Below are 17247 nucleotides of genomic sequence, written 5' to 3'. Positions count from 1 at the left end.
TGCGGCAGGTTAGCAGCAGTTGTCAGGCTGGCATTGCCTGCTCTTGCACCTGCTCGACCCTGATCCGTCCGCCTTCCATCCGCACCAGTTGATCAGCAACCGGGAAATACCGGTCATCGTGGGAGATGACGATGATGGTCTTGCCCTGCTGTTTCAGCTCCGGCAGCAGCTCCGTGTAGAACACTCGGCGGAAGGCCGGGTCCTGGTCGGCGGCCCATTCGTCGAACACCAGCAACTGACGCTCGTCCAGCCAGGCGCTGATCAGCGCCAGGCGCTTGCGCTGGCCGGTGGACAGGTCGGTGGTGGTGAAGGCGCCGTCGCGGATGCTGACTTTGTGGGCGATATCCAGGCGCTCCAGGTATTTCGCGGCATCGCCGGTCAGTGGTGCATCTCCCGGCAGCGGATCGTCGAACAGGTAGTAGTCGGCGAAGATGGTGGTGAACAACTGCCGGTAGTCGTCCAGTTCTTCGGGTTGCAGCACCGCGCCGTTGAGCAGGATTTCGCCCTGTTGCGGGGTGTACAGGCCCAGCAGCAGCTTGATCAGGGTGGTCTTGCCGCCGCCGTTCTCGCCGACGATGAACACGATGTCGCCCTGCTTGATGCTCAGGTTGATCGGGCCGAGGTGGAAGGACTCGCCGCCTTCCACCGGCGGGTAGTCGTAGCGCACGTTCCGCAGTTCCAGGGTCTGCATGTTCTGCAGGGCAGAAGGGCGGTCGCTGACCAGCAGGTGCGGCTCCGGCGAGGAAAACTTCCATGACAGTTCCGCGATCCGGCCCAGGGCGATCTTGGCCCGGGAGATGATCGGCATGGCGGTGACCAGTCGCTCCAGCGGGCCTTTCATGTAGAGCATTACCAGCACGAAACCGCCCAGCACGGTTTTTTCCGCTGCCGGCCACAGGGCCTGGAAGGCGACAGCCATACCGATCACGGCGAAGAACAGCATCGAACCGAAGGTCTCGGCGCTGACGAAGATATTGGCCGCGCGGATGTTCGAGGTGCAGATGCGTTCGGTGGTAGCGAAGATCTTTTCATCCAGCATGTGCTGGCGGCGACGGCGCTGGATGCGCAGCTCCTTGGCGCCGGCCGACAGTGCCTGGTAGTGCTTCTGCAATTCGTCTTCGCCGTCGCGGGCCGCGACAATGCTGCGCATGCCGGCTTTGTGCGCCAGGTACTGCGCGCCGCTGCCGATCGCCACGGTGACCAGGGTCAGTAACAGGATCTGCCACGAGAGGAATGCCAGGTAACTCAGGCAGCCGAGGGTCACGGTAAAGGCAATCACCATCGGCGCCACCGACAGGGCGAAGTTGCTCAGGGTGGTGACGTCATTGAGCAGCACCGGAATCAGCCGGTGCGAGCGATAGCGCTCCAGTTGCTCGATGGGTGCCACCAGCACTTTTGCCGCCAGTTCGCGGCGCAGGTTGGCCACGACCCGCTGGCCGACCTTGTTGCTCAACAGGCTCGACAGGGTGGAGCAGGCGAGGGTGAGCACCAGCAGACCGGCAAACATCAGCGCTGAATTGACGTTCGGCCCGCCGTCCTGGGTCATGGCGTTGTTGAGGGTGGCCAGCAGGCCGGTGACGCTCAGGCCGCTGACGATCCCCAGCACGGTGGAGAGCACCACCAGCCACCAGTACGGCTTGAGGATGCGCAGGGTTTCCCCGGTCAGGTTTTCGGTGTTGAGCGTCATGCGGTGGTCTCTCGGGTCGCTGAGGGTTTTTGCCATCAGGGAGAGGACGAGGTGCAACAGGGGAAATTTAAAGGGCCGGGAAGCCCTGCCATCTGTCGGACAGATGAATTCTGTCGCTGATTCACCGACGGGCGGTTTCAGTGACTCGCCATGTGTTGCACAATAGGCGCCGTTTCTCCCCTCCAGGATTTGCAATGTCAAAGTCAACCGTCCTCGGTGCGCTCGGGCTGGCCCTTGTGCTGGCGGGTGTCGCCGGCTGTTCCTCGAAGAAAGCCGCTGTCTATGAGCACGAGAATTTCGATGATTCCGGGACCTTCTCCCGCAGCTTCCCGGTCAGCGAGTCCGGCTCCTGCGAAGCCGCCCGTCGCGCGCTGCTGAGCCAGGGCTACATCATCACCTCCAGCGACAAAGGCCAGGTCAACGGCAACAAGAGTTTCCAGCAGACGGGTGACAGCCACCTGCAGATCACCTTCAACGTGGTCTGCGCCAACGACATGAGCGGCGCGCAGCGCTCGACCATGTTCGCCAACGCCCTGCAGGACCGCTACGCGCTGAAGAAATCCAACACCTCGGCGAGCCTGGGTGTCGGTGTGCTCGGCTCGGTATCGATGCCGATCGGCTCGTCCGACGATTCCATGGTCAAGGTGGCCAGCGAGACGGTGACCTCGACCCAGTTCTACGATCGCTACTTCGCCCTGGTGGAAAGCTTCCTGCCCAAGCCGACGAAGAAGAAGGCCGTGGTGCCTGAAGCTGTCGCGCCTGAAGCCGCTGTCCCGACCAAGCCGGCCGTTGAGCTGGGTGTGCCGGAAATGCCCGCTACCGCGCCTGCCGCCCAGGCCGCCGCCGTGAGCGCCACGCCGGAAGCCGCGCCCGTACCGGTCGCCGCGCCGGTGGTGGAAACCCAGGCCGCGCCGCTGGTCGATGACAGCAAAGGTTCCCAGCCCATCGCACCGCCCGCCGAAGCCGCGCCGATCAGCGCCGAGCCGGTTGCCGCGCCAGCAGTGACTGAACCTGCGGTTCCCGCCAGTAGCGTTCCGACCACGGAAACGCCACAAACCCCGACCAGCGGCGACACCCCCGCAGCGCTCTAGCCCGGGGGATAAATCCTGTAACACCTGCTACGTTTATTTTCCTACACGATGTTGTCATTTTTCCTTCACCGGTGCACTTTAGGGTGAACCTTGAATCAGAGATGAACAGACCGAAACGGAGCAGGTGAAAATGGACGATTACCAGGAAGAACTTCTCGAATACCAAGCATTGGAGCTGGATCCACCAGAGCCAGCCGATGATGCTACCGAGCTTTGAACAGCGTCCTGAGCTTCACGACGCGGGGATTGAAATGAAAGGGCCAGTGTTTTTGCACTGGCCTTTTTTTATTTGTGTCGCGGAGTAGTGGAGCGAGCCTTGGGGGTGGGAACAGCAAGCTGATCCATTCGATGGGGCGAGGCTGCGGGCCTTGTGGGAGTTAGCTTGTCGGGGGGAGGGCGAACCGTAGCGATAACGCCGGCGATTTCACCACCACCATCGCTGTATCGGTATCTACATATCTTGTGGCTGTATGAAGACCATGAAGCGCCAGTCAGGAAGCCGAGTAATGGCGACCAGGCGCATGTCGACAGTTTTTCAGCGCTCGATCTGATAAGTCCACAAACCAAACCGTCAGACGCTGATCTTTTCCGACCGCCGCTGACTCCGCCGAAACTCCCCCGGCGTCACGCCGCTCCAGCGCTTGAACGCCCGCTGAAACGCCTCCGCCGAAGCAAACCCCAGCAGATAAGCAATCTCGCCAAACGCCAGTTCGGTGTCACGGATATAGCTCATGGCCAGGTCCCGACGGGTGTCGTTGAGAATGGCGCGGAACTGGGTGCCTTCTTCGGCGAGTTTGCGCCGTAGTGTCCAGGTTGGCAGTTGCAGGCGCCGCGCCACTTCTTCCAGGTCCGGCTCCCGCCCGCCGTTGAGCAGCGGCCCGAGCAAATGGGCGATGCGCTCGCCGAGGCTGCGGATGCGGGTGCGCTCCAGCAGTTCCTGCTCGCAGAGTTGCAGCAGGTGCTGCCAGGTGCTGGGGCAATGCGCGGGGTTGCGCAGGTCCAGAACCGCGCGGCTCAACCGCAACTGGTTGGTCTGGGCGCCAAACTGCACCGGCGCCAGGCTGAGTGCTTGATAGCTCTCGGCGTAGGCCGGGGCATCAAACTCGATTTCGATCCGCTCGGCCTGCAGCGGCTGGCCGGCCAGGCCCGAAAGTTGCGCCAGCCAGCCGGACAGCAGCGAATCCACCACAAAGCGGTTGTAGGCGTTGTACGGGCTGATGGAATAGAAGCGCAGCCAGGCGCCATGACGGTCTTCCTCGAAACTCGACTGACCGCGGTAGTTGGCCGCGTACAGCGGTTCGAAGCGCAGCAATGTGCGCGCCGCTTCGCCCACGTTGGGCGCCTGGGCCGCAGTCACGCCGGCCAGGCCCGCCTGGCCCAGCCGGCTCAGGCGTCCCATGTGCAGACCCAGCGCCGGCTCGCGGGATTGTTCGATGGCGGCGTGGCCGAGGTGCATGTAGCGCGGAATCGACAGCCGTGCGCCGGGTTCGGCCAGACGTTGCGGGGTCAGGCCATAGCGCTCCAGCAACGGCGCAGGGTCCTGGCCGCGTTCGGCCAGGGCCTGTTCCAGGTTCTGGATAAAGCCGACCGAAAGGTCACCCAGACGTACCCGTGGGCGGCTCACGGACCTACAGCCACAGGTTCAGCAGCCGCGCGCCATGGCTGGCGCTGGCGTGGTGAAGGCCATTGAGGTTGGCGAAGCCCAGGCCTTCGCCACGGACTTCCCAGAACTGCCCACGGAGGAACACGCTCAGGCTGGCGACTCCGGCCGGTACGCCGTCGGAACTCAGGCGATACCAGGCCTGATCCTCGCTGACTTCGCCCGGCTTGAGGCTCAGGTCAGCGGCCAGCGGTTGATGGCGGTTGCCGCGCCAGGGCCCGGCCCAAACGCCCCTGCCATCGACGAACGCCGGGTTGGCGATGATCTGCGCGTGCTGGCCCGCCAGTTGCTGGTAGTTGGATGGGTACCAGGCATCGCTGCCGACCAGTACGCCGAGGCGCCCGGCCGGGGTGTCCAGGACTTGCGGTGGGTACGCGGTGCCCGGCCGGATAAAGCGCCGGGTGCTGCTGTCCGGGTACTGCTGGCGTTGCGGCTGGCCGAGTACGGAACCGTCGCCGGCAAACACCAGGCTGCTGTTGTACAGGGCGCCGGAACCGGCTCGCAGGATGCCGTGGTCCAGGTACGGTTCGGGTAGCACGATGGAACCGGCTACCAGTGTCACGCCGAATTCCTTGGCCAACCCGCCGAACAGTTGCTGGTAATCGGCGGCCATCTGCCCGGCCTTCATCCGCAGGTGGGCGTCGGCGCGGCGGTCGTCGCCTTGCGCCGCGACCATTGCCAGGCCGTAGCGCAGCGGGTTGCTCAGTTCCAGCCACTGGCGCGCCTCGCGCAGGTGGGTGACCTGGTACATCTCTTTTTTCTCGCCACGGGCCCAGAGCCAGGTGCCGATGTGCTCGGGCAGGATCACCACGGTGCGCTCATTGACCAGGCCCTGGACCCGCGCTTGCTCCAGGTAGGCGGCGAGCTTGCGGTGCAGGCGGGTGAGGTTCTGGTAATCACCGGGGTAGAGCAGCGGCTCGATGCCGAGCAGGTTGCCCTGGCCGCTGGGGATGCCTTCGCTCAGCGCCAGCTCGATCCGCAGATCGGACAGGTAATGACCCTCCGGGCGCTGCTCGGCCCAGATCAGATAACCGCCAAGGGCGGCGAGGAGAACAAGCGCCAGGGCGCCTGACAGAAGTTTTCGCATGTGGCGGACAAGGCCGGGTAAGAATTCGGACACTAGGTTAGTCGCCCCGGTGCAGTTGGATCAATAACTTGTCACTTTCGGTCATTGAGCGCCGACGGGGTGCCCTTTAATGTCGGCTCCATACAAACCGACAGGGCCCGCGGTTCGCACGACGAGGCCCTGCATTCCGTGATTCGCTTGTGGAGACCACCATGACCGCCGCTCACTACCCGCACCTGCTCGCTCCTCTGGACCTCGGCTTCACCACCCTGCGTAACCGCACCCTGATGGGCTCGATGCACACCGGCCTTGAAGAAAAGCCCGATGGTTTCGAGCGCATGGCGGCCTATTTCGCCGAGCGCGCCCGTGGTGGCGTCGGCCTGATGGTGACCGGCGGCATCGGTCCTAACGTGGAAGGCGGCGTGTATTCCGGTGCGGCCAAGCTGAGCACCCCGGAAGAAGCCGAGAAGCACCGCATCGTCACCGAAGCGGTGCACGAGGCGGGCGGCAAGATCTGCCTGCAGATCCTCCACGCCGGCCGCTACGCCTACAGCCCCAAGCAGGTCGCGCCGAGCGCCATCCAGGCGCCGATCAACCCGTTCAAGCCCAAGGAACTCGACGAAGAGGGCATCGAGAAGCAGATCGCCGACTTCGTCAACTGCGCGCAACTGGCCCAGAGCGCCGGCTACGACGGCGTCGAGATCATGGGATCGGAAGGCTACTTCATCAACCAGTTCCTCGCCGCCCACACCAACCACCGTACCGACCGCTGGGGTGGCAGCTACGAGAACCGCATGCGCCTGGCGGTGGAGATCGTCCGCCGTGTGCGCGAGGCGGTAGGCCCGAACTTCATCATCATCTTCCGCCTGTCGATGCTCGACCTGGTGGAAGGCGGCAGCAACTGGGAGGAAATCGTGCAATTGGCCCAGGCTGTCGAAAAGGCCGGCGCCACGATTATCAACACCGGTATCGGCTGGCACGAAGCGCGTATCCCGACCATCGCCACCAAAGTGCCGCGTGCGGCCTTCAGCAAGGTCACCGCCAAGCTGCGTGGCGCGGTGAAGATTCCGCTGATCACCACCAACCGCATCAACACCCCGGAAGTCGCCGAGCAAGTGCTGGCCGAGGGCGATGCCGACATGGTCTCGATGGCCCGGCCGTTCCTGGCCGACCCGGAGTTCGTCAACAAGGCGGCGGCGGGACGCGGCGATGAAATCAACACCTGCATCGGCTGCAACCAGGCCTGCCTGGACCACACCTTCGGCGGCAAACTGACCACTTGCCTGGTCAACCCGCGCGCCTGCCATGAAACCGAGCTCAACTACCTGCCGGTGACCCGGGTCAAGCGCATTGCCGTGGTCGGCGCCGGCCCGGCGGGCCTGGCGGCGGCGACCGTGGCGGCCGAGCGCGGCCACCAGGTGGTGCTGTTCGATGCCGCGGGCCAGATCGGCGGCCAGTTCAACGTCGCCAAGCGCGTGCCGGGCAAGGAAGAGTTCTACGAGACCCTGCGCTACTTCGGTCGCAAATTGCAGACCACCGGCGTCGAGCTGTGCCTGAACACCCGGGTCGACGCGGCGCAACTGGCAGCCGGCGGTTACGACGAAATCATCCTCGCCACCGGTATCGTCCCGCGCCTGCCGGCGATTCCCGGCATCGAGCATCCCAAGGTGCTGAACTACCTCGACGTGCTGCTGGAGCGCAAACCGGTGGGGCAGCGCGTAGCGGTGATCGGCGCAGGCGGCATCGGCTTCGACGTCTCCGAATTCCTCGTTCACGAGGGCGTTGCCACCAGCCAGGACCGCGAAGCGTTCTGGAAGGAATGGGGCATCGATACCGGCCTGGAAGCCCGCGGTGGTGTCGCCGGAATCAAGCCCGCGCCGCATGCGCCGGCGCGCCAGGTGTACCTGCTGCAACGCAAGAAAACCAAGGTCGGCGACGGCCTCGGCAAGACCACCGGCTGGATTCACCGTACCGGGTTGAAGAACAAGCAGGTGCAGATGCTCAACAGCGTTGATTATCTGGGGATCGATGATGCCGGCCTGCACATCCGCATTGGCGAAGGTGAGCCGCAGGTGCTGCCGGTGGATAACGTGGTTATCTGCGCTGGGCAGGATCCGCTGCGGGAACTGCATGACGGCCTGGTGGCAGCGGGGCAGTCGGTGCACCTGATCGGCGGCGCGGACGTGGCGGCGGAGCTGGATGCCAAACGCGCGATCAACCAGGGTTCGCGGTTGGCCGCTGAGCTCTGACGGGCAGCTTGCCCTGTGGGAGTTGGCCGGGTGCCGCTCCCATCCGCAGTCATGCACGGGCTTATTGCCTGACACAAGACCTTGTAGGAGCGGCTTGAGCCGCGATTGGCCGCGCAGCGGCCTCCGAGGTGTATCAGCCTGCCCGGGGATTCAGGTTTTACGACGGCTTCGCCGCCGTTCGCGGCTGAAGCCACTCCCACAGGGGCGCGAGCAAACGTTCAGATTTCGAGCAAGACAGTTGCTCCCTCGCGGCAGATGCCGCCTGTAGAATCGGCGGCATGCTCAATCTCCCCCAAGCTCCTCTACAACTTCTTTCTCTGCCCTGGATAACCAAAGCCGGTATCCAGGCCGCCGTCCTGCGCCTCGACCTGATCGACCCCATGATCAGCGGCAACAAGTGGTTCAAGCTGCTCGAACACCTGCGAATCGCCCGCAGCAGCGGCGCGCCGGGGATCATCAGCCTCGGCGGCAATCACTCCAATCACCTTCACGCCCTGGCCGCAGCCGGTCAGCGTTTCGGCTTCGCCACTGCCGGTCTGCTGCGCGGTCACCCGCAAGACACCCCCACCACCCGTGACCTCGAAGCATTCGGCATGCAGTTGCATTGGCTCGGTTATGGCGGCTATCGCGCCCGCAACGAACCGGACTTCTGGCAGCCCTGGCAAGCGCGCTACCCCGGCTGGCATTGTGTGCCGGAGGGCGGCGGCGGTGTAGTGGGCGCCAGTGGCTGCGCGCTTATCGTCGAGCAGGCACGGGCGCAATTGCCGGCACTCGGCTGGAGCGACTACGACGCCTGGTGGCTGGCGGTCGGTACCGGCACCACCCTGGCCGGGTTGGTGCTGGCGGAAGAGGGTGCTCATCCGGTGCATGGCGCTCTGGCCGTACCAGCGGGATATGGCGTGGAAGAGGGCGTGCCGGCATTGACCGGCAGCCTCGCCGGCTATCACCTGCACGACGCCAGCCGCGGCGGCTTCGCCAAGGTTGACGATGAATTATTGGCCTTCATCGATCAAAGCGAGGCCGAGTCTGGCGTGCCGCTGGAGCCGGTATACACCGGAAAAGCGCTGCTGGCGCTGAAGCAGCGGGTGGAAACCGGGGCCTTTGACGCGGGCACCCGGTTGATCGTTGTCCATACTGGCGGGTTGCAGGGCCGACGCGGTTTCGCCTAGTCCTTGGCCGGCAGCATCCGCTGCAACGTATTGTCCTTGCGCACATAGTGGTGATACAGCCCGGCCACCGCGTGCAGCCCCACCAGCCAGTAGCCCAGCGCGCCAAACCACTCATGCCAGCCTTTGACGAAGCGCGCCAGGTCCTTGTCCGGCGCCACCAGCGCGGGCAGGTCGAGGCCATAGAAGGGGATCGGCTTGTCGGCGGCGCTGAGAATGGTCCAGCCGGCCAGCGGCAAGCCGATCATCAGCGCGTACAGCACCGCGTGCAGCAGGTGCGCCAGGCCGGTCTGCCAGGCGGGCGGGGCGGGGATGATGCGCGGTGTCGGGCGGATCAGCCGCAGGGCCAGCCGCAACCAGACCAGCACGAACACGGTCAGGCCGAGCATGAAGTGCAGGGTTTTCATCAGTTCCCGCTCGGCGCTGTCCTTGGGGAACAGGCCGCGTAATTCGATGCAGGCGTACACCGCGGCCAGCAGCACCAGCATCAGCCAGTGCAGGGCGATGGACAGGCTGCCGTAGCGCTCTCGCGTATTGGTCAGGGTCATGGGGATTCCTCGTCAGGTCAGGGAGTGCGCTCTTGCTGGCGCTGATCTTCAACTCTAATCGCTGCGCGGCATTGCGATAGGCGAAGTCGGCAAATAAAGCCGTGGTCAAGGCGTCTGGGTCAAGGTTTCGGGCAGGTCGGGCCAGCGATCCGCAACCAGGAACAAACGCTCGGCTTCCTGCCAGTCACCGTCGTCCCCCGGCTCCAGGCGCACCAGCAACTGGGCTTGGGCCAATGGGTCAAGGGCCGCGAGCCAGAGCTGGAGGCGCTCCTCGCTCCACAGTTCTTCCGTCGCAACCCGGGCCGGTCCCAGCCATGCCTGGCGGGGCAGCAGTTGCCAGCGCCCGTCGGCGTGGCTGGCATGGAATGCCGGCCAGTCACGCTGATGCAGCCAGCGTCCGCGCAGGTGCTGCGGGTGCGCGCCGTGGGGAGAGTCGGCGTGGGCGGGCCAGGGATAGAGCAAGTAACCGCCCAGCCACAAGCGCGCCTGCACCTGATCCAGGCCAAGACTCGCGAGGGCGTCGCGGCTTTCCGCGCGGGCCGAGATCGGCAGTTGGTGTTCGGCCAGGTGGCTCAGTTTGCGGTCCAGTCGGTCGTGGCAGCCGGGGCCGAGCCAGTGCGCCGGGTCGACGCCGTCGCCGTTGCCGGGGCCGAGGTAGAACTTGATCGCCAGTTCAAGGTGATGCACGCCTTCGCGGTCGCGCAGCAGGATGTCCAGTTCACCGAGGGTGTGCCCACCCTGGCGGATCGGCAGGTTGGCGGCCAGCAACTCCACGCCGGGCGCCTGGGTCAGGGCGAACTGCCAGAGCCGCTCGTAATACAGCCCCAGCCGCCGGCTGACCGAGCGCGCCAGCCAGGCCAGCAGCGGCGCTGGATCGAGGTCGAGGCGCAGCAGCCAGTCGCGCAGGCCGTCCGGGTCTTCGCGCCAGTCGCTGCCGCTGAGGGGATGGCGCTGCGGCCAGGGCGCGGTTTCCAGCAGCGGCGGCGACAGCAGCGCCCAGGCCAGGTCGCGGACCGCAGGCTGGCGCAGGTGGCGGGGCAGGTCGTGCAGGGCGGCGAACGGATTCATCCAGCGAGCATAGCCGCGTTTGCCGCTGGCCGGCGCTTTCGCCCATAATCGGGCCTTTGGCCGCCGTGCCCTTTTACCGCCGCAGAGCCTTGCAGGAGCCCCATGGAGCAATTTCGCAATATCGGTATCATCGGTCGCCTCGGCAGCTCCCAGGTGCTCGATACCATTCGCCGCCTGAAAAAATTCCTGCTGAACCGGCACCTGCACGTCATTCTCGAGGACACCATCGCCGAAGTCCTGCCGGGCCACGGCCTGCAGACGTCCTCGCGCAAGCTGTTGGGCGAGGTCTGCGACCTGGTCATCGTCGTCGGCGGTGACGGCAGCCTGCTCGGCGCCGCGCGGGCCCTGGCGCGACACAATATCCCGGTGCTGGGGATCAACCGCGGCAGCCTCGGCTTCCTCACCGATATCCGCCCCGATGAGCTGGAAGTGAAGGTCGCCGAAGTGCTCGACGGTCACTACCTGGTCGAGAACCGCTTCCTGCTCCAGGCCGAAGTACGCCGTCACGGCGAGGCCATCGGCCAGGGCGACGCGCTCAATGACGTGGTCCTGCACCCGGGCAAATCGACCCGGATGATCGAATTCGAGATCTACATCGATGGCCAGTTCGTCTGCAGCCAGAAGGCCGACGGCCTGATCGTCGCCACCCCCACCGGTTCCACCGCCTACGCGCTGTCGGCGGGCGGGCCGATCATGCACCCCAAGCTCGACGCCATCGTCATCGTGCCGATGTACCCGCATACCTTGTCCGGGCGGCCGATCGTGGTGGATGGCAACAGCGAGCTGAAAATCGTTGTCTCCCAGGACCTGCAGATCTACCCGCAAGTCTCCTGTGACGGCCAGAACCACTTCACCTGCGCCCCCGGCGACACCATCACGGTGAACAAGAAACCGCAGAAACTGCGCCTGATCCATCCGCTGGACCACAACTATTACGAGGTCTGCCGGACCAAGCTCGGCTGGGGCAGCCGTCTGGGTGGTGGAGGCGACTGATGCTCGATCCAGCGCGCAGTTTCGACCTGATCGGCGATGTACACGGATGTGCCCACACCCTCGAACGTTTGCTCGACGCGCTTGGCTACAAGCGGGTGGGCGGCGTGTGGCGGCATGCTCAGCGTCAGGCACTGTTTCTCGGCGACATCATCGACCGCGGCCCGCGAATTCGCGAAGCCCTACATATCGTCCACGACATGGTCGAGGCCGGGCAGGCCCATTGCATCATGGGCAACCATGAATACAACGCTCTCGGCTGGACCACCCCGGCGGCGCCCGGCACCGGCAAAACCTGGGTGCGCGAGCACACGCCGCGCCATGCCCGGCTGATCGATGAAACCCTGACGCAGTTCGACCACCATCCCGGTGACTGGCACGACTTCCTCGGCTGGTTCTACCAGTTGCCGCTGTTCATCGATGCCGGGCGTTTCCGCCTAGTGCATGCATGCTGGGACGCTCGCCTGATCGACGCCCTGCGCCAGCAACACCCGGCTGGCGTGATCGATCAGGCCTTCGTCCAGGCCTCGGCGGAGCCCGACAGCTTCGCCCACCTGGTGTGCAACCGCCTGCTGCGCGGCACCGACATGCGCCTGCCGGACGGTCTGACCCTGACCGGGGGTGACGGCCTGACGCGGGCGTTCTTCCGCACCAAGTTCTGGGAAGAAGACCCGCAAACCTACGGCGATATCGTGTTCCAGCCCGATGCGCTGCCGGATGCGGTGGCCAGTGCGCCGCTCAGTCGCAGCCAGAAAAACGCCCTGCTGCGCTATGCCGAGGACGAGCCGATGCTGTTCGTCGGGCATTACTGGCGCAGCGGCAAGCCGGCGCCGATCCGCGCCAACCTGGCCTGCCTGGACTACAGTGCCGTGTTGTACGGAAAGCTGGTTGCGTACCGGCTGGACGATGAAACCCGGATCGACCCGCGCAAGTTCGTCTGGGTCGACGTGGAACGGCCGGAGGCCAGCCAATGAATGTGGTTCAGGTGCTGCGCCTGCCGTTGGACATCGACCTTGGCGGTTTCGTCGAGATGCTGCAGCGCCTTCAGGTGTGGCACCGGGTTTCCGTCGAAGGCGACGAGCAGGTGTTGTGGGTCGCGGAGCCCATGGCCGAGCAGATCCGCACGCTGTACCAGCACTACCCCGAAGGCGACCCCAACGGCGAAGTGCAGCGCGCCGAGCCGTTGCCGCCGGCGCCCGCGAGGCCGTCACGCCCTGGTTTCGTCGAACAACTGCGCAACAGCAAGGCCACCGCCGCCGTGTTGCTGCTGAGCGTGGTGGTGGCGGTCGTCACCGGGCTGGGTGACAACCTCGCGACCCTGCGCTGGCTGACCTTCCTCGATTTCCATGTGAATGGCGACTATGTCTACTTCACCCCGCTGGACGTCAGCCTTCAGGCCGGCCAGTGGTGGCGCCTAATCACCCCGATGCTGGTGCATTTCAGCTTCCTCCACCTAGCCATGAACGGCCTCTGGTATCTGGAACTGGGTCGGCGCGTCGAGCAGCGACAAGGGCGCTGGGTCTTGCTCGGCCTCACCCTGTTGTTCGGCCTGGTGTCCAACGCGGCGCAATACCTGTTCGAAGGCGCGAGCCTGTTCGGCGGGTTGTCGGGCGTGCTGTATGGCTTGCTCGGGCATGTTTGGCTGTATCAGTGGCTGGCCCCCGACGCGACGTTCCGCCTGCCCCGTGGCACGGTGGCAATGATGCTGATCTGGTTGCTGCTGTGCCTTACCGGATTCATTACCCTGCTCGGTTTCGGCCAGATCGCCAACGCCGCCCACGTGGGTGGGTTGTTGGTCGGATGCCTGAGCGGGCTCTTGGGCGGGGCGTTGGCCCGGCGTAAACTGACCGCTTGATTTGGGAGACGCTATGTCCACTTTTGCGCAAATGATCGAAAACATCACCCCGGAAATCTACGAGAGCCTGAAGCTGGCCGTGGAAATCGGCAAATGGTCCGATGGCCGCAAGCTCACCGCCGAGCAGCGCGAGCTGTCGTTGCAGGCGGTCATCGCCTGGGAAATCCAGAACCTGCCCGAAGAGCAGCGCACCGGCTACATGGGCCCGCAGGAATGTGCGTCGAAGTCCATCACGGTGCCGAATATCCTGTTCAAGTCGGATGCGATCCATTGATCGAAGTCGGCCGTGGTTCCATTCGCAAAATGACCGCGCGTCTCGAGACGCCGGTCGTGCAATACGCTTTCCGCCTCGATGACGTGGAAGTTCCGGTCAACCCCATGCTCGGCCAGACCGTGCGCCTCGAATACCTGGGCGCCATCCACTGCAGCCATTGCGGACGCAAGACCAAGACCAGCTTCAGTCAGGGCTATTGCTACCCATGCATGACCAAACTGGCGCAGTGCGACGTCTGCATCATGAGCCCGGAGCGCTGCCACTACGACGCCGGCACCTGCCGCGAGCCGTCCTGGGGCGAGCAGTTCTGCATGACCGACCACGTGGTGTACCTGGCCAACTCGTCGGGCATCAAGGTCGGTATCACCCGCGCCACCCAACTGCCGACCCGCTGGCTCGACCAGGGCGCCAGCCAGGCGCTGCCGATTCTGCGGGTCGCCACGCGGCAGCAGTCCGGCCTGGTGGAAGACCTGCTGCGCAGCCAGGTGGCCGACCGCACCAACTGGCGCGCGCTGCTCAAGGGTGACGCCGAGGCGGTGGACCTGGTGGCCGTGCGCGAGCAACTGTTCGACAGTTGCGCCGAGGGCCTCAAGGCCTTGCAGGAGCGCTTCGGCCTGCACGCCATCCAGCCGCTGCACGATAGCCAGCCGCTGGAAATCCGTTATCCGGTCGAGGCCTACCCGAGCAAGATCGTCAGCTTCAACCTGGACAAGAACCCGGTGGCCGAAGGCACGCTGCTGGGCATCAAGGGCCAGTACCTGATTTTTGACACCGGCGTGATCAACATTCGCAAGTACACGGCCTATCAACTGGCCGTGCATCAGTAAAAAGGACCGCCACATGCGTACCGAACAGCCGCAAGTGATCTACCTCAAGGACTATCAGGCGCCCGAGTACCTGATCGACGAAACCCACCTGACCTTCGAGCTGTTCGAGGACCACACGCTGGTCCATGCGCAGTTGGTCATGCGCCGCAACCCGGCGCGTGGCGCGGGCCTGCCGCCGCTGGTGCTGGACGGCCAGCACCTGGAACTGCTGAGCGTGGTTCTCGATGACCGCGAACTGACCGCCGCCGACTATGAGCTCAGCGACAGCCACCTGACCGTGCAGCCGGGCGCCGAGCAGTTCACCCTCGACACCAGCGTGCGCATCCACCCGGAAAGCAACACCGCGCTGGAAGGGCTGTACAAGTCCAGCGGCATGTTCTGCACCCAGTGCGAGGCCGAAGGCTTCCGCAAGATCACCTATTACCTCGACCGCCCGGATGTGATGAGCGTGTTCACCACCACGGTGATCGCCGAGCAGCACCGCTATCCGGTCCTGCTGTCCAACGGCAACCCGGTGGGCAGCGGCCCGCAGGAAGACGGCCGGCACTGGGCGACCTGGGAAGACCCGTTCAAGAAACCCGCGTACCTGTTCGCCCTGGTGGCGGGCGATTTGTGGTGTGTCGAAGACAAGTTCACCCGCCAGTCCGGGCGTGACGTGACCCTGCGCATTTATGTCGAGCCGGAAAACATCGACAAGTGCCAGCACGCCATGACCAGCCTGAAGAAGTCCATGCGCTGGGACGAAGAGGTGTACGGTCGCGAGTACGACCTGGACATCTTCATGATCGTCGCGGTCAACGACTTCAACATGGGCGCCATGGAAAACAAGGGCCTGAACATCTTCAACTCCAGTTGCGTGCTGGCCCGCGCCGAAACCGCCACCGACGCCGCGCACCAGCGGGTCGAAGCGGTGGTGGCCCACGAATACTTCCATAACTGGTCGGGCAACCGCGTCACCTGCCGCGACTGGTTCCAGCTCTCGCTCAAGGAAGGCTTCACGGTATTCCGCGACGCCGAGTTCAGCGCCGACGTCAACTCGCGCACGGTCAAGCGCATTGAAGACGTGGCCTACCTGCGTACCCACCAGTTCGCCGAAGACGCCGGCCCGATGGCCCACGCCGTGCGCCCGGACAGCTTTATCGAGATTTCCAACTTCTACACCCTGACCGTCTACGAGAAGGGTTCGGAAGTGGTGCGCATGGTCCGCACCCTGCTGGGCACCGAGGGCTTCCGCAAGGGCAGCGACCTGTATTTCGAGCGCCACGACGGCCAGGCCGTGACCTGCGACGACTTCATCAAGGCCATGGAAGATGCCAACGGCGTCGACCTGACCCAGTTCAAGCGCTGGTACAGCCAGGCCGGCACGCCACGCCTGGCGGTCAGCGAATCGTATGACGCCGCCGCGCGGACCTACAGCCTGACCTTCCGCCAGAGCTGCCCGGAAACCCCGGACAAGGTCGAGAAAAAGCCGTTCGTGATCCCGGTGGAACTGGGCCTGCTCGACGCCGAAGGCAACGACCTGCCGCTGCGCCTGAGCGGCGAAGCTGCCGCTGCCGGCACGTCCCGCGTGGTGTCGGTGACCGACGCCGAGCAGACCTTCACCTTCGTCGATATCGCGGCCAAACCGCTGCCGTCGCTGCTGCGCGGTTTCAGCGCGCCGGTCAAGCTGAGCTTCCCTTACGACCGCGACCAGTTGATGTTCCTCATGCAGCACGACAGCGACGGCTTCAACCGCTGGGAAGCGGGCCAGCAACTGTCGGTGCAAGTCCTGCAGGAACTGATCGCGCAGCACCAGCAAGGCGCCGCGCTGGTGCTCGACCAGCGTCTGGTCACCGCGCTGGGCAGCGTGCTGGGCAATGACCAGCTCGACCAGGCCATGGTCGCCGAGATGCTTTCGCTGCCGAGCGAGGCCTACCTCACCGAAATCAGCGAAGTCGCCGACGTCGATGCAATCCACGCCGCCCGCGATTTCGCTCGTCAGCAACTGGCCGAACACCTTTTCGAGGCGCTGTGGTCGCGCTACCAGGTCAACCGCGCTGTCTCCCGCGAGACGCCGTATGTTGCCGAAGCCGAGCACTTCGCCCGCCGCAGCCTGCAGAACATCGTCCTGTCGTACCTGATGCTCAGCGGCAAGCCGCAGGTGCTGGAAGCGACCCTGGAACAGTTCGACGCCTGTGACAACATGACCGAGCGCCTGACCGCGCTGGCGGTGCTGGTCAACTCGCCGTTCGAGGCCGAGCGGGCCAAGGCGCTGGCGTCCTTCGCCGAGCACTTCAAGGACAACCCGCTGGTCATGGACCAGTGGTTCAGCGTCCAGGCCGGCAGCATGTTGCCCGGCGGTCTGGCGCGGGTGCGCGCGCTGATGGAACACCCGGCGTTCACCCTGAAGAACCCGAACAAGATCCGCGCCCTGATCGGCGCCTTCGCCGGACAGAACCTGGTGAACTTCCATGCGGCGGATGGCAGCGGCTATCGCTTCCTGGCCGACATCGTCATCGAACTCAACGCCCTCAACCCGCAGATCGCCTCGCGGCAACTGGCGCCGCTGACCCGCTGGCGCAAATACGACGCGGCGCGTCAGGCGCTGATGAAGGGTGAGCTGGAGCGCATTCGTGATTCCGGGAAGTTGTCCAGTGATGTGTTTGAAGTGGTGAGCAAGAGCCTGGCCTGATCCGACCCATCGCGACGGTTCGGCGTCCCGACGAGCTCGCTCCTACAAGGACAGCGTCAATCCCTGTAGGAGCGAGCTTGCTCGCGATAAGGCGC

General features: G+C 64.8%; 14 protein-coding genes. 9 read left to right on the top strand and 5 right to left on the bottom strand.

Annotated features, from left to right (window positions below; all coding sequences use genetic code 11):
- Nucleotides 1-22: 22 nt before the first annotated feature.
- On the bottom strand, nucleotides 23-1687 hold the full coding sequence (locus tag NTD82_RS27290; protein WP_262130964.1) for a cyclic peptide export ABC transporter: 1665 nt from the start codon (nucleotides 1685-1687) through the stop codon (nucleotides 23-25).
- Nucleotides 1688-1881: 194 nt separating this feature from the next.
- Here NTD82_RS27290 and NTD82_RS27285 point away from each other — a divergent pair, with 194 nt between their 5' ends.
- A complete protein-coding gene (locus NTD82_RS27285) occupies nucleotides 1882-2778 on the top strand; it encodes a DUF2242 domain-containing protein (protein WP_262130963.1) in 897 nt (298 codons plus the stop codon).
- 571 nt (nucleotides 2779-3349) lie between these two features.
- Here the strand turns inward: NTD82_RS27285 and NTD82_RS27280 are convergent.
- Complete coding sequence (locus NTD82_RS27280; protein WP_095155669.1) at nucleotides 3350-4402, bottom strand: AraC family transcriptional regulator; 1053 nt, start codon at nucleotides 4400-4402, stop codon at nucleotides 3350-3352.
- Nucleotides 4403-4406: 4 nt separating this feature from the next.
- Nucleotides 4407-5525 (bottom strand): carbon-nitrogen hydrolase family protein, encoded by a 1119-nt coding sequence (locus NTD82_RS27275; protein WP_095155670.1) that lies wholly within the window; start codon nucleotides 5523-5525, stop codon nucleotides 4407-4409.
- A gap of 191 nt (nucleotides 5526-5716) precedes the next feature.
- Between NTD82_RS27275 and NTD82_RS27270 the strand changes: the two genes are divergently transcribed.
- Nucleotides 5717-7753, top strand: a complete 2037-nt coding sequence (locus NTD82_RS27270; protein ID WP_262130962.1) for an NADPH-dependent 2,4-dienoyl-CoA reductase — start codon at nucleotides 5717-5719, stop codon at nucleotides 7751-7753.
- A gap of 278 nt (nucleotides 7754-8031) precedes the next feature.
- A complete protein-coding gene (locus tag NTD82_RS27265) occupies nucleotides 8032-8922 on the top strand; it encodes a 1-aminocyclopropane-1-carboxylate deaminase/D-cysteine desulfhydrase (RefSeq protein WP_262130961.1) in 891 nt (296 codons plus the stop codon).
- Here the strand turns inward: NTD82_RS27265 and NTD82_RS27260 are convergent.
- Together NTD82_RS27260 and NTD82_RS27255 are read right to left on the bottom strand one after the other, a co-directional pair.
- Nucleotides 8919-9467, bottom strand: coding sequence for a cytochrome b (locus NTD82_RS27260; RefSeq protein WP_262130960.1), 549 nt, complete (start codon nucleotides 9465-9467; stop codon nucleotides 8919-8921). The two genes, NTD82_RS27265 and NTD82_RS27260, sit on opposite strands and share 4 nt — an antisense overlap.
- Nucleotides 9468-9572: 105 nt before the next feature.
- Nucleotides 9573-10535 carry a DUF1853 family protein gene (locus NTD82_RS27255; protein WP_262130959.1) on the bottom strand — a complete coding sequence of 321 codons (963 nt, stop codon included), beginning with the start codon at nucleotides 10533-10535 and terminating at the stop codon, nucleotides 9573-9575.
- Nucleotides 10536-10637: 102 nt separating this feature from the next.
- Between NTD82_RS27255 and NTD82_RS27250 the strand changes: the two genes are divergently transcribed.
- The 6 genes from NTD82_RS27250 to pepN are packed head-to-tail and all read left to right on the top strand — an operon-like array spanning nucleotide 10638 to nucleotide 17152.
- Nucleotides 10638-11528, top strand: coding sequence for an NAD(+) kinase (locus tag NTD82_RS27250; RefSeq protein WP_095155675.1), 891 nt, complete (start codon nucleotides 10638-10640; stop codon nucleotides 11526-11528).
- Nucleotides 11528-12499 carry a metallophosphoesterase gene (locus tag NTD82_RS27245; RefSeq protein ID WP_262130958.1) on the top strand — a complete coding sequence of 324 codons (972 nt, stop codon included), beginning with the start codon at nucleotides 11528-11530 and terminating at the stop codon, nucleotides 12497-12499. The genes NTD82_RS27250 and NTD82_RS27245 overlap by 1 nt, the downstream gene beginning before the upstream one ends.
- The gene (locus NTD82_RS27240) at nucleotides 12496-13380 is read left to right on the top strand and encodes a rhomboid family intramembrane serine protease (RefSeq protein WP_262130957.1); all 885 of its coding nucleotides are present in this window, start codon (nucleotides 12496-12498) and stop codon (nucleotides 13378-13380) included. The genes NTD82_RS27245 and NTD82_RS27240 overlap by 4 nt, the downstream gene beginning before the upstream one ends.
- Before the next feature lie 13 nt (nucleotides 13381-13393).
- Nucleotides 13394-13654, top strand: a complete 261-nt coding sequence (locus NTD82_RS27235; protein WP_095155678.1) for a YeaC family protein — start codon at nucleotides 13394-13396, stop codon at nucleotides 13652-13654.
- Nucleotides 13651-14481, top strand: a complete 831-nt coding sequence (locus NTD82_RS27230; protein WP_262130956.1) for a DUF2797 domain-containing protein — start codon at nucleotides 13651-13653, stop codon at nucleotides 14479-14481. Before NTD82_RS27235 ends, NTD82_RS27230 begins: the two co-directional genes overlap by 4 nt.
- A 13-nt stretch (nucleotides 14482-14494) precedes the next feature.
- Complete coding sequence (gene pepN / locus NTD82_RS27225) at nucleotides 14495-17152, top strand: aminopeptidase N (RefSeq protein ID WP_262130955.1); 2658 nt, start codon at nucleotides 14495-14497, stop codon at nucleotides 17150-17152.
- Nucleotides 17153-17247 lie beyond the last annotated feature (95 nt).

Origin of the sequence: Pseudomonas sp. 5P_5.1_Bac1 (assembly GCF_025466015.1) — a bacterium.
Lineage (GTDB): Bacteria > Pseudomonadota > Gammaproteobacteria > Pseudomonadales > Pseudomonadaceae > Aquipseudomonas.
Note: the sequence above shows the minus strand (reverse complement) of the source record. Positions and strands in the feature narration are given on the sequence as shown.

Coding starts and splice junctions, on each gene's coding strand:
- NTD82_RS27260 (WP_262130960.1), bottom strand. CDS start 9,467: ATGACCCTGACCAATACGCGAGAGCGCTACGGCAGCCTGTCCATCGCC.
- NTD82_RS27255 (WP_262130959.1), bottom strand. CDS start 10,535: ATGAATCCGTTCGCCGCCCTGCACGACCTGCCCCGCCACCTGCGCCAG.
- NTD82_RS27265 (WP_262130961.1), top strand. CDS start 8,032: ATGCTCAATCTCCCCCAAGCTCCTCTACAACTTCTTTCTCTGCCCTGG.
- pepN (WP_262130955.1), top strand. CDS start 14,495: ATGCGTACCGAACAGCCGCAAGTGATCTACCTCAAGGACTATCAGGCG.
- NTD82_RS27245 (WP_262130958.1), top strand. CDS start 11,528: ATGCTCGATCCAGCGCGCAGTTTCGACCTGATCGGCGATGTACACGGA.
- NTD82_RS27235 (WP_095155678.1), top strand. CDS start 13,394: ATGTCCACTTTTGCGCAAATGATCGAAAACATCACCCCGGAAATCTAC.
- NTD82_RS27275 (WP_095155670.1), bottom strand. CDS start 5,525: ATGCGAAAACTTCTGTCAGGCGCCCTGGCGCTTGTTCTCCTCGCCGCC.
- NTD82_RS27250 (WP_095155675.1), top strand. CDS start 10,638: ATGGAGCAATTTCGCAATATCGGTATCATCGGTCGCCTCGGCAGCTCC.
- NTD82_RS27270 (WP_262130962.1), top strand. CDS start 5,717: ATGACCGCCGCTCACTACCCGCACCTGCTCGCTCCTCTGGACCTCGGC.
- NTD82_RS27285 (WP_262130963.1), top strand. CDS start 1,882: ATGTCAAAGTCAACCGTCCTCGGTGCGCTCGGGCTGGCCCTTGTGCTG.
- NTD82_RS27290 (WP_262130964.1), bottom strand. CDS start 1,687: ATGACGCTCAACACCGAAAACCTGACCGGGGAAACCCTGCGCATCCTC.
- NTD82_RS27240 (WP_262130957.1), top strand. CDS start 12,496: ATGAATGTGGTTCAGGTGCTGCGCCTGCCGTTGGACATCGACCTTGGC.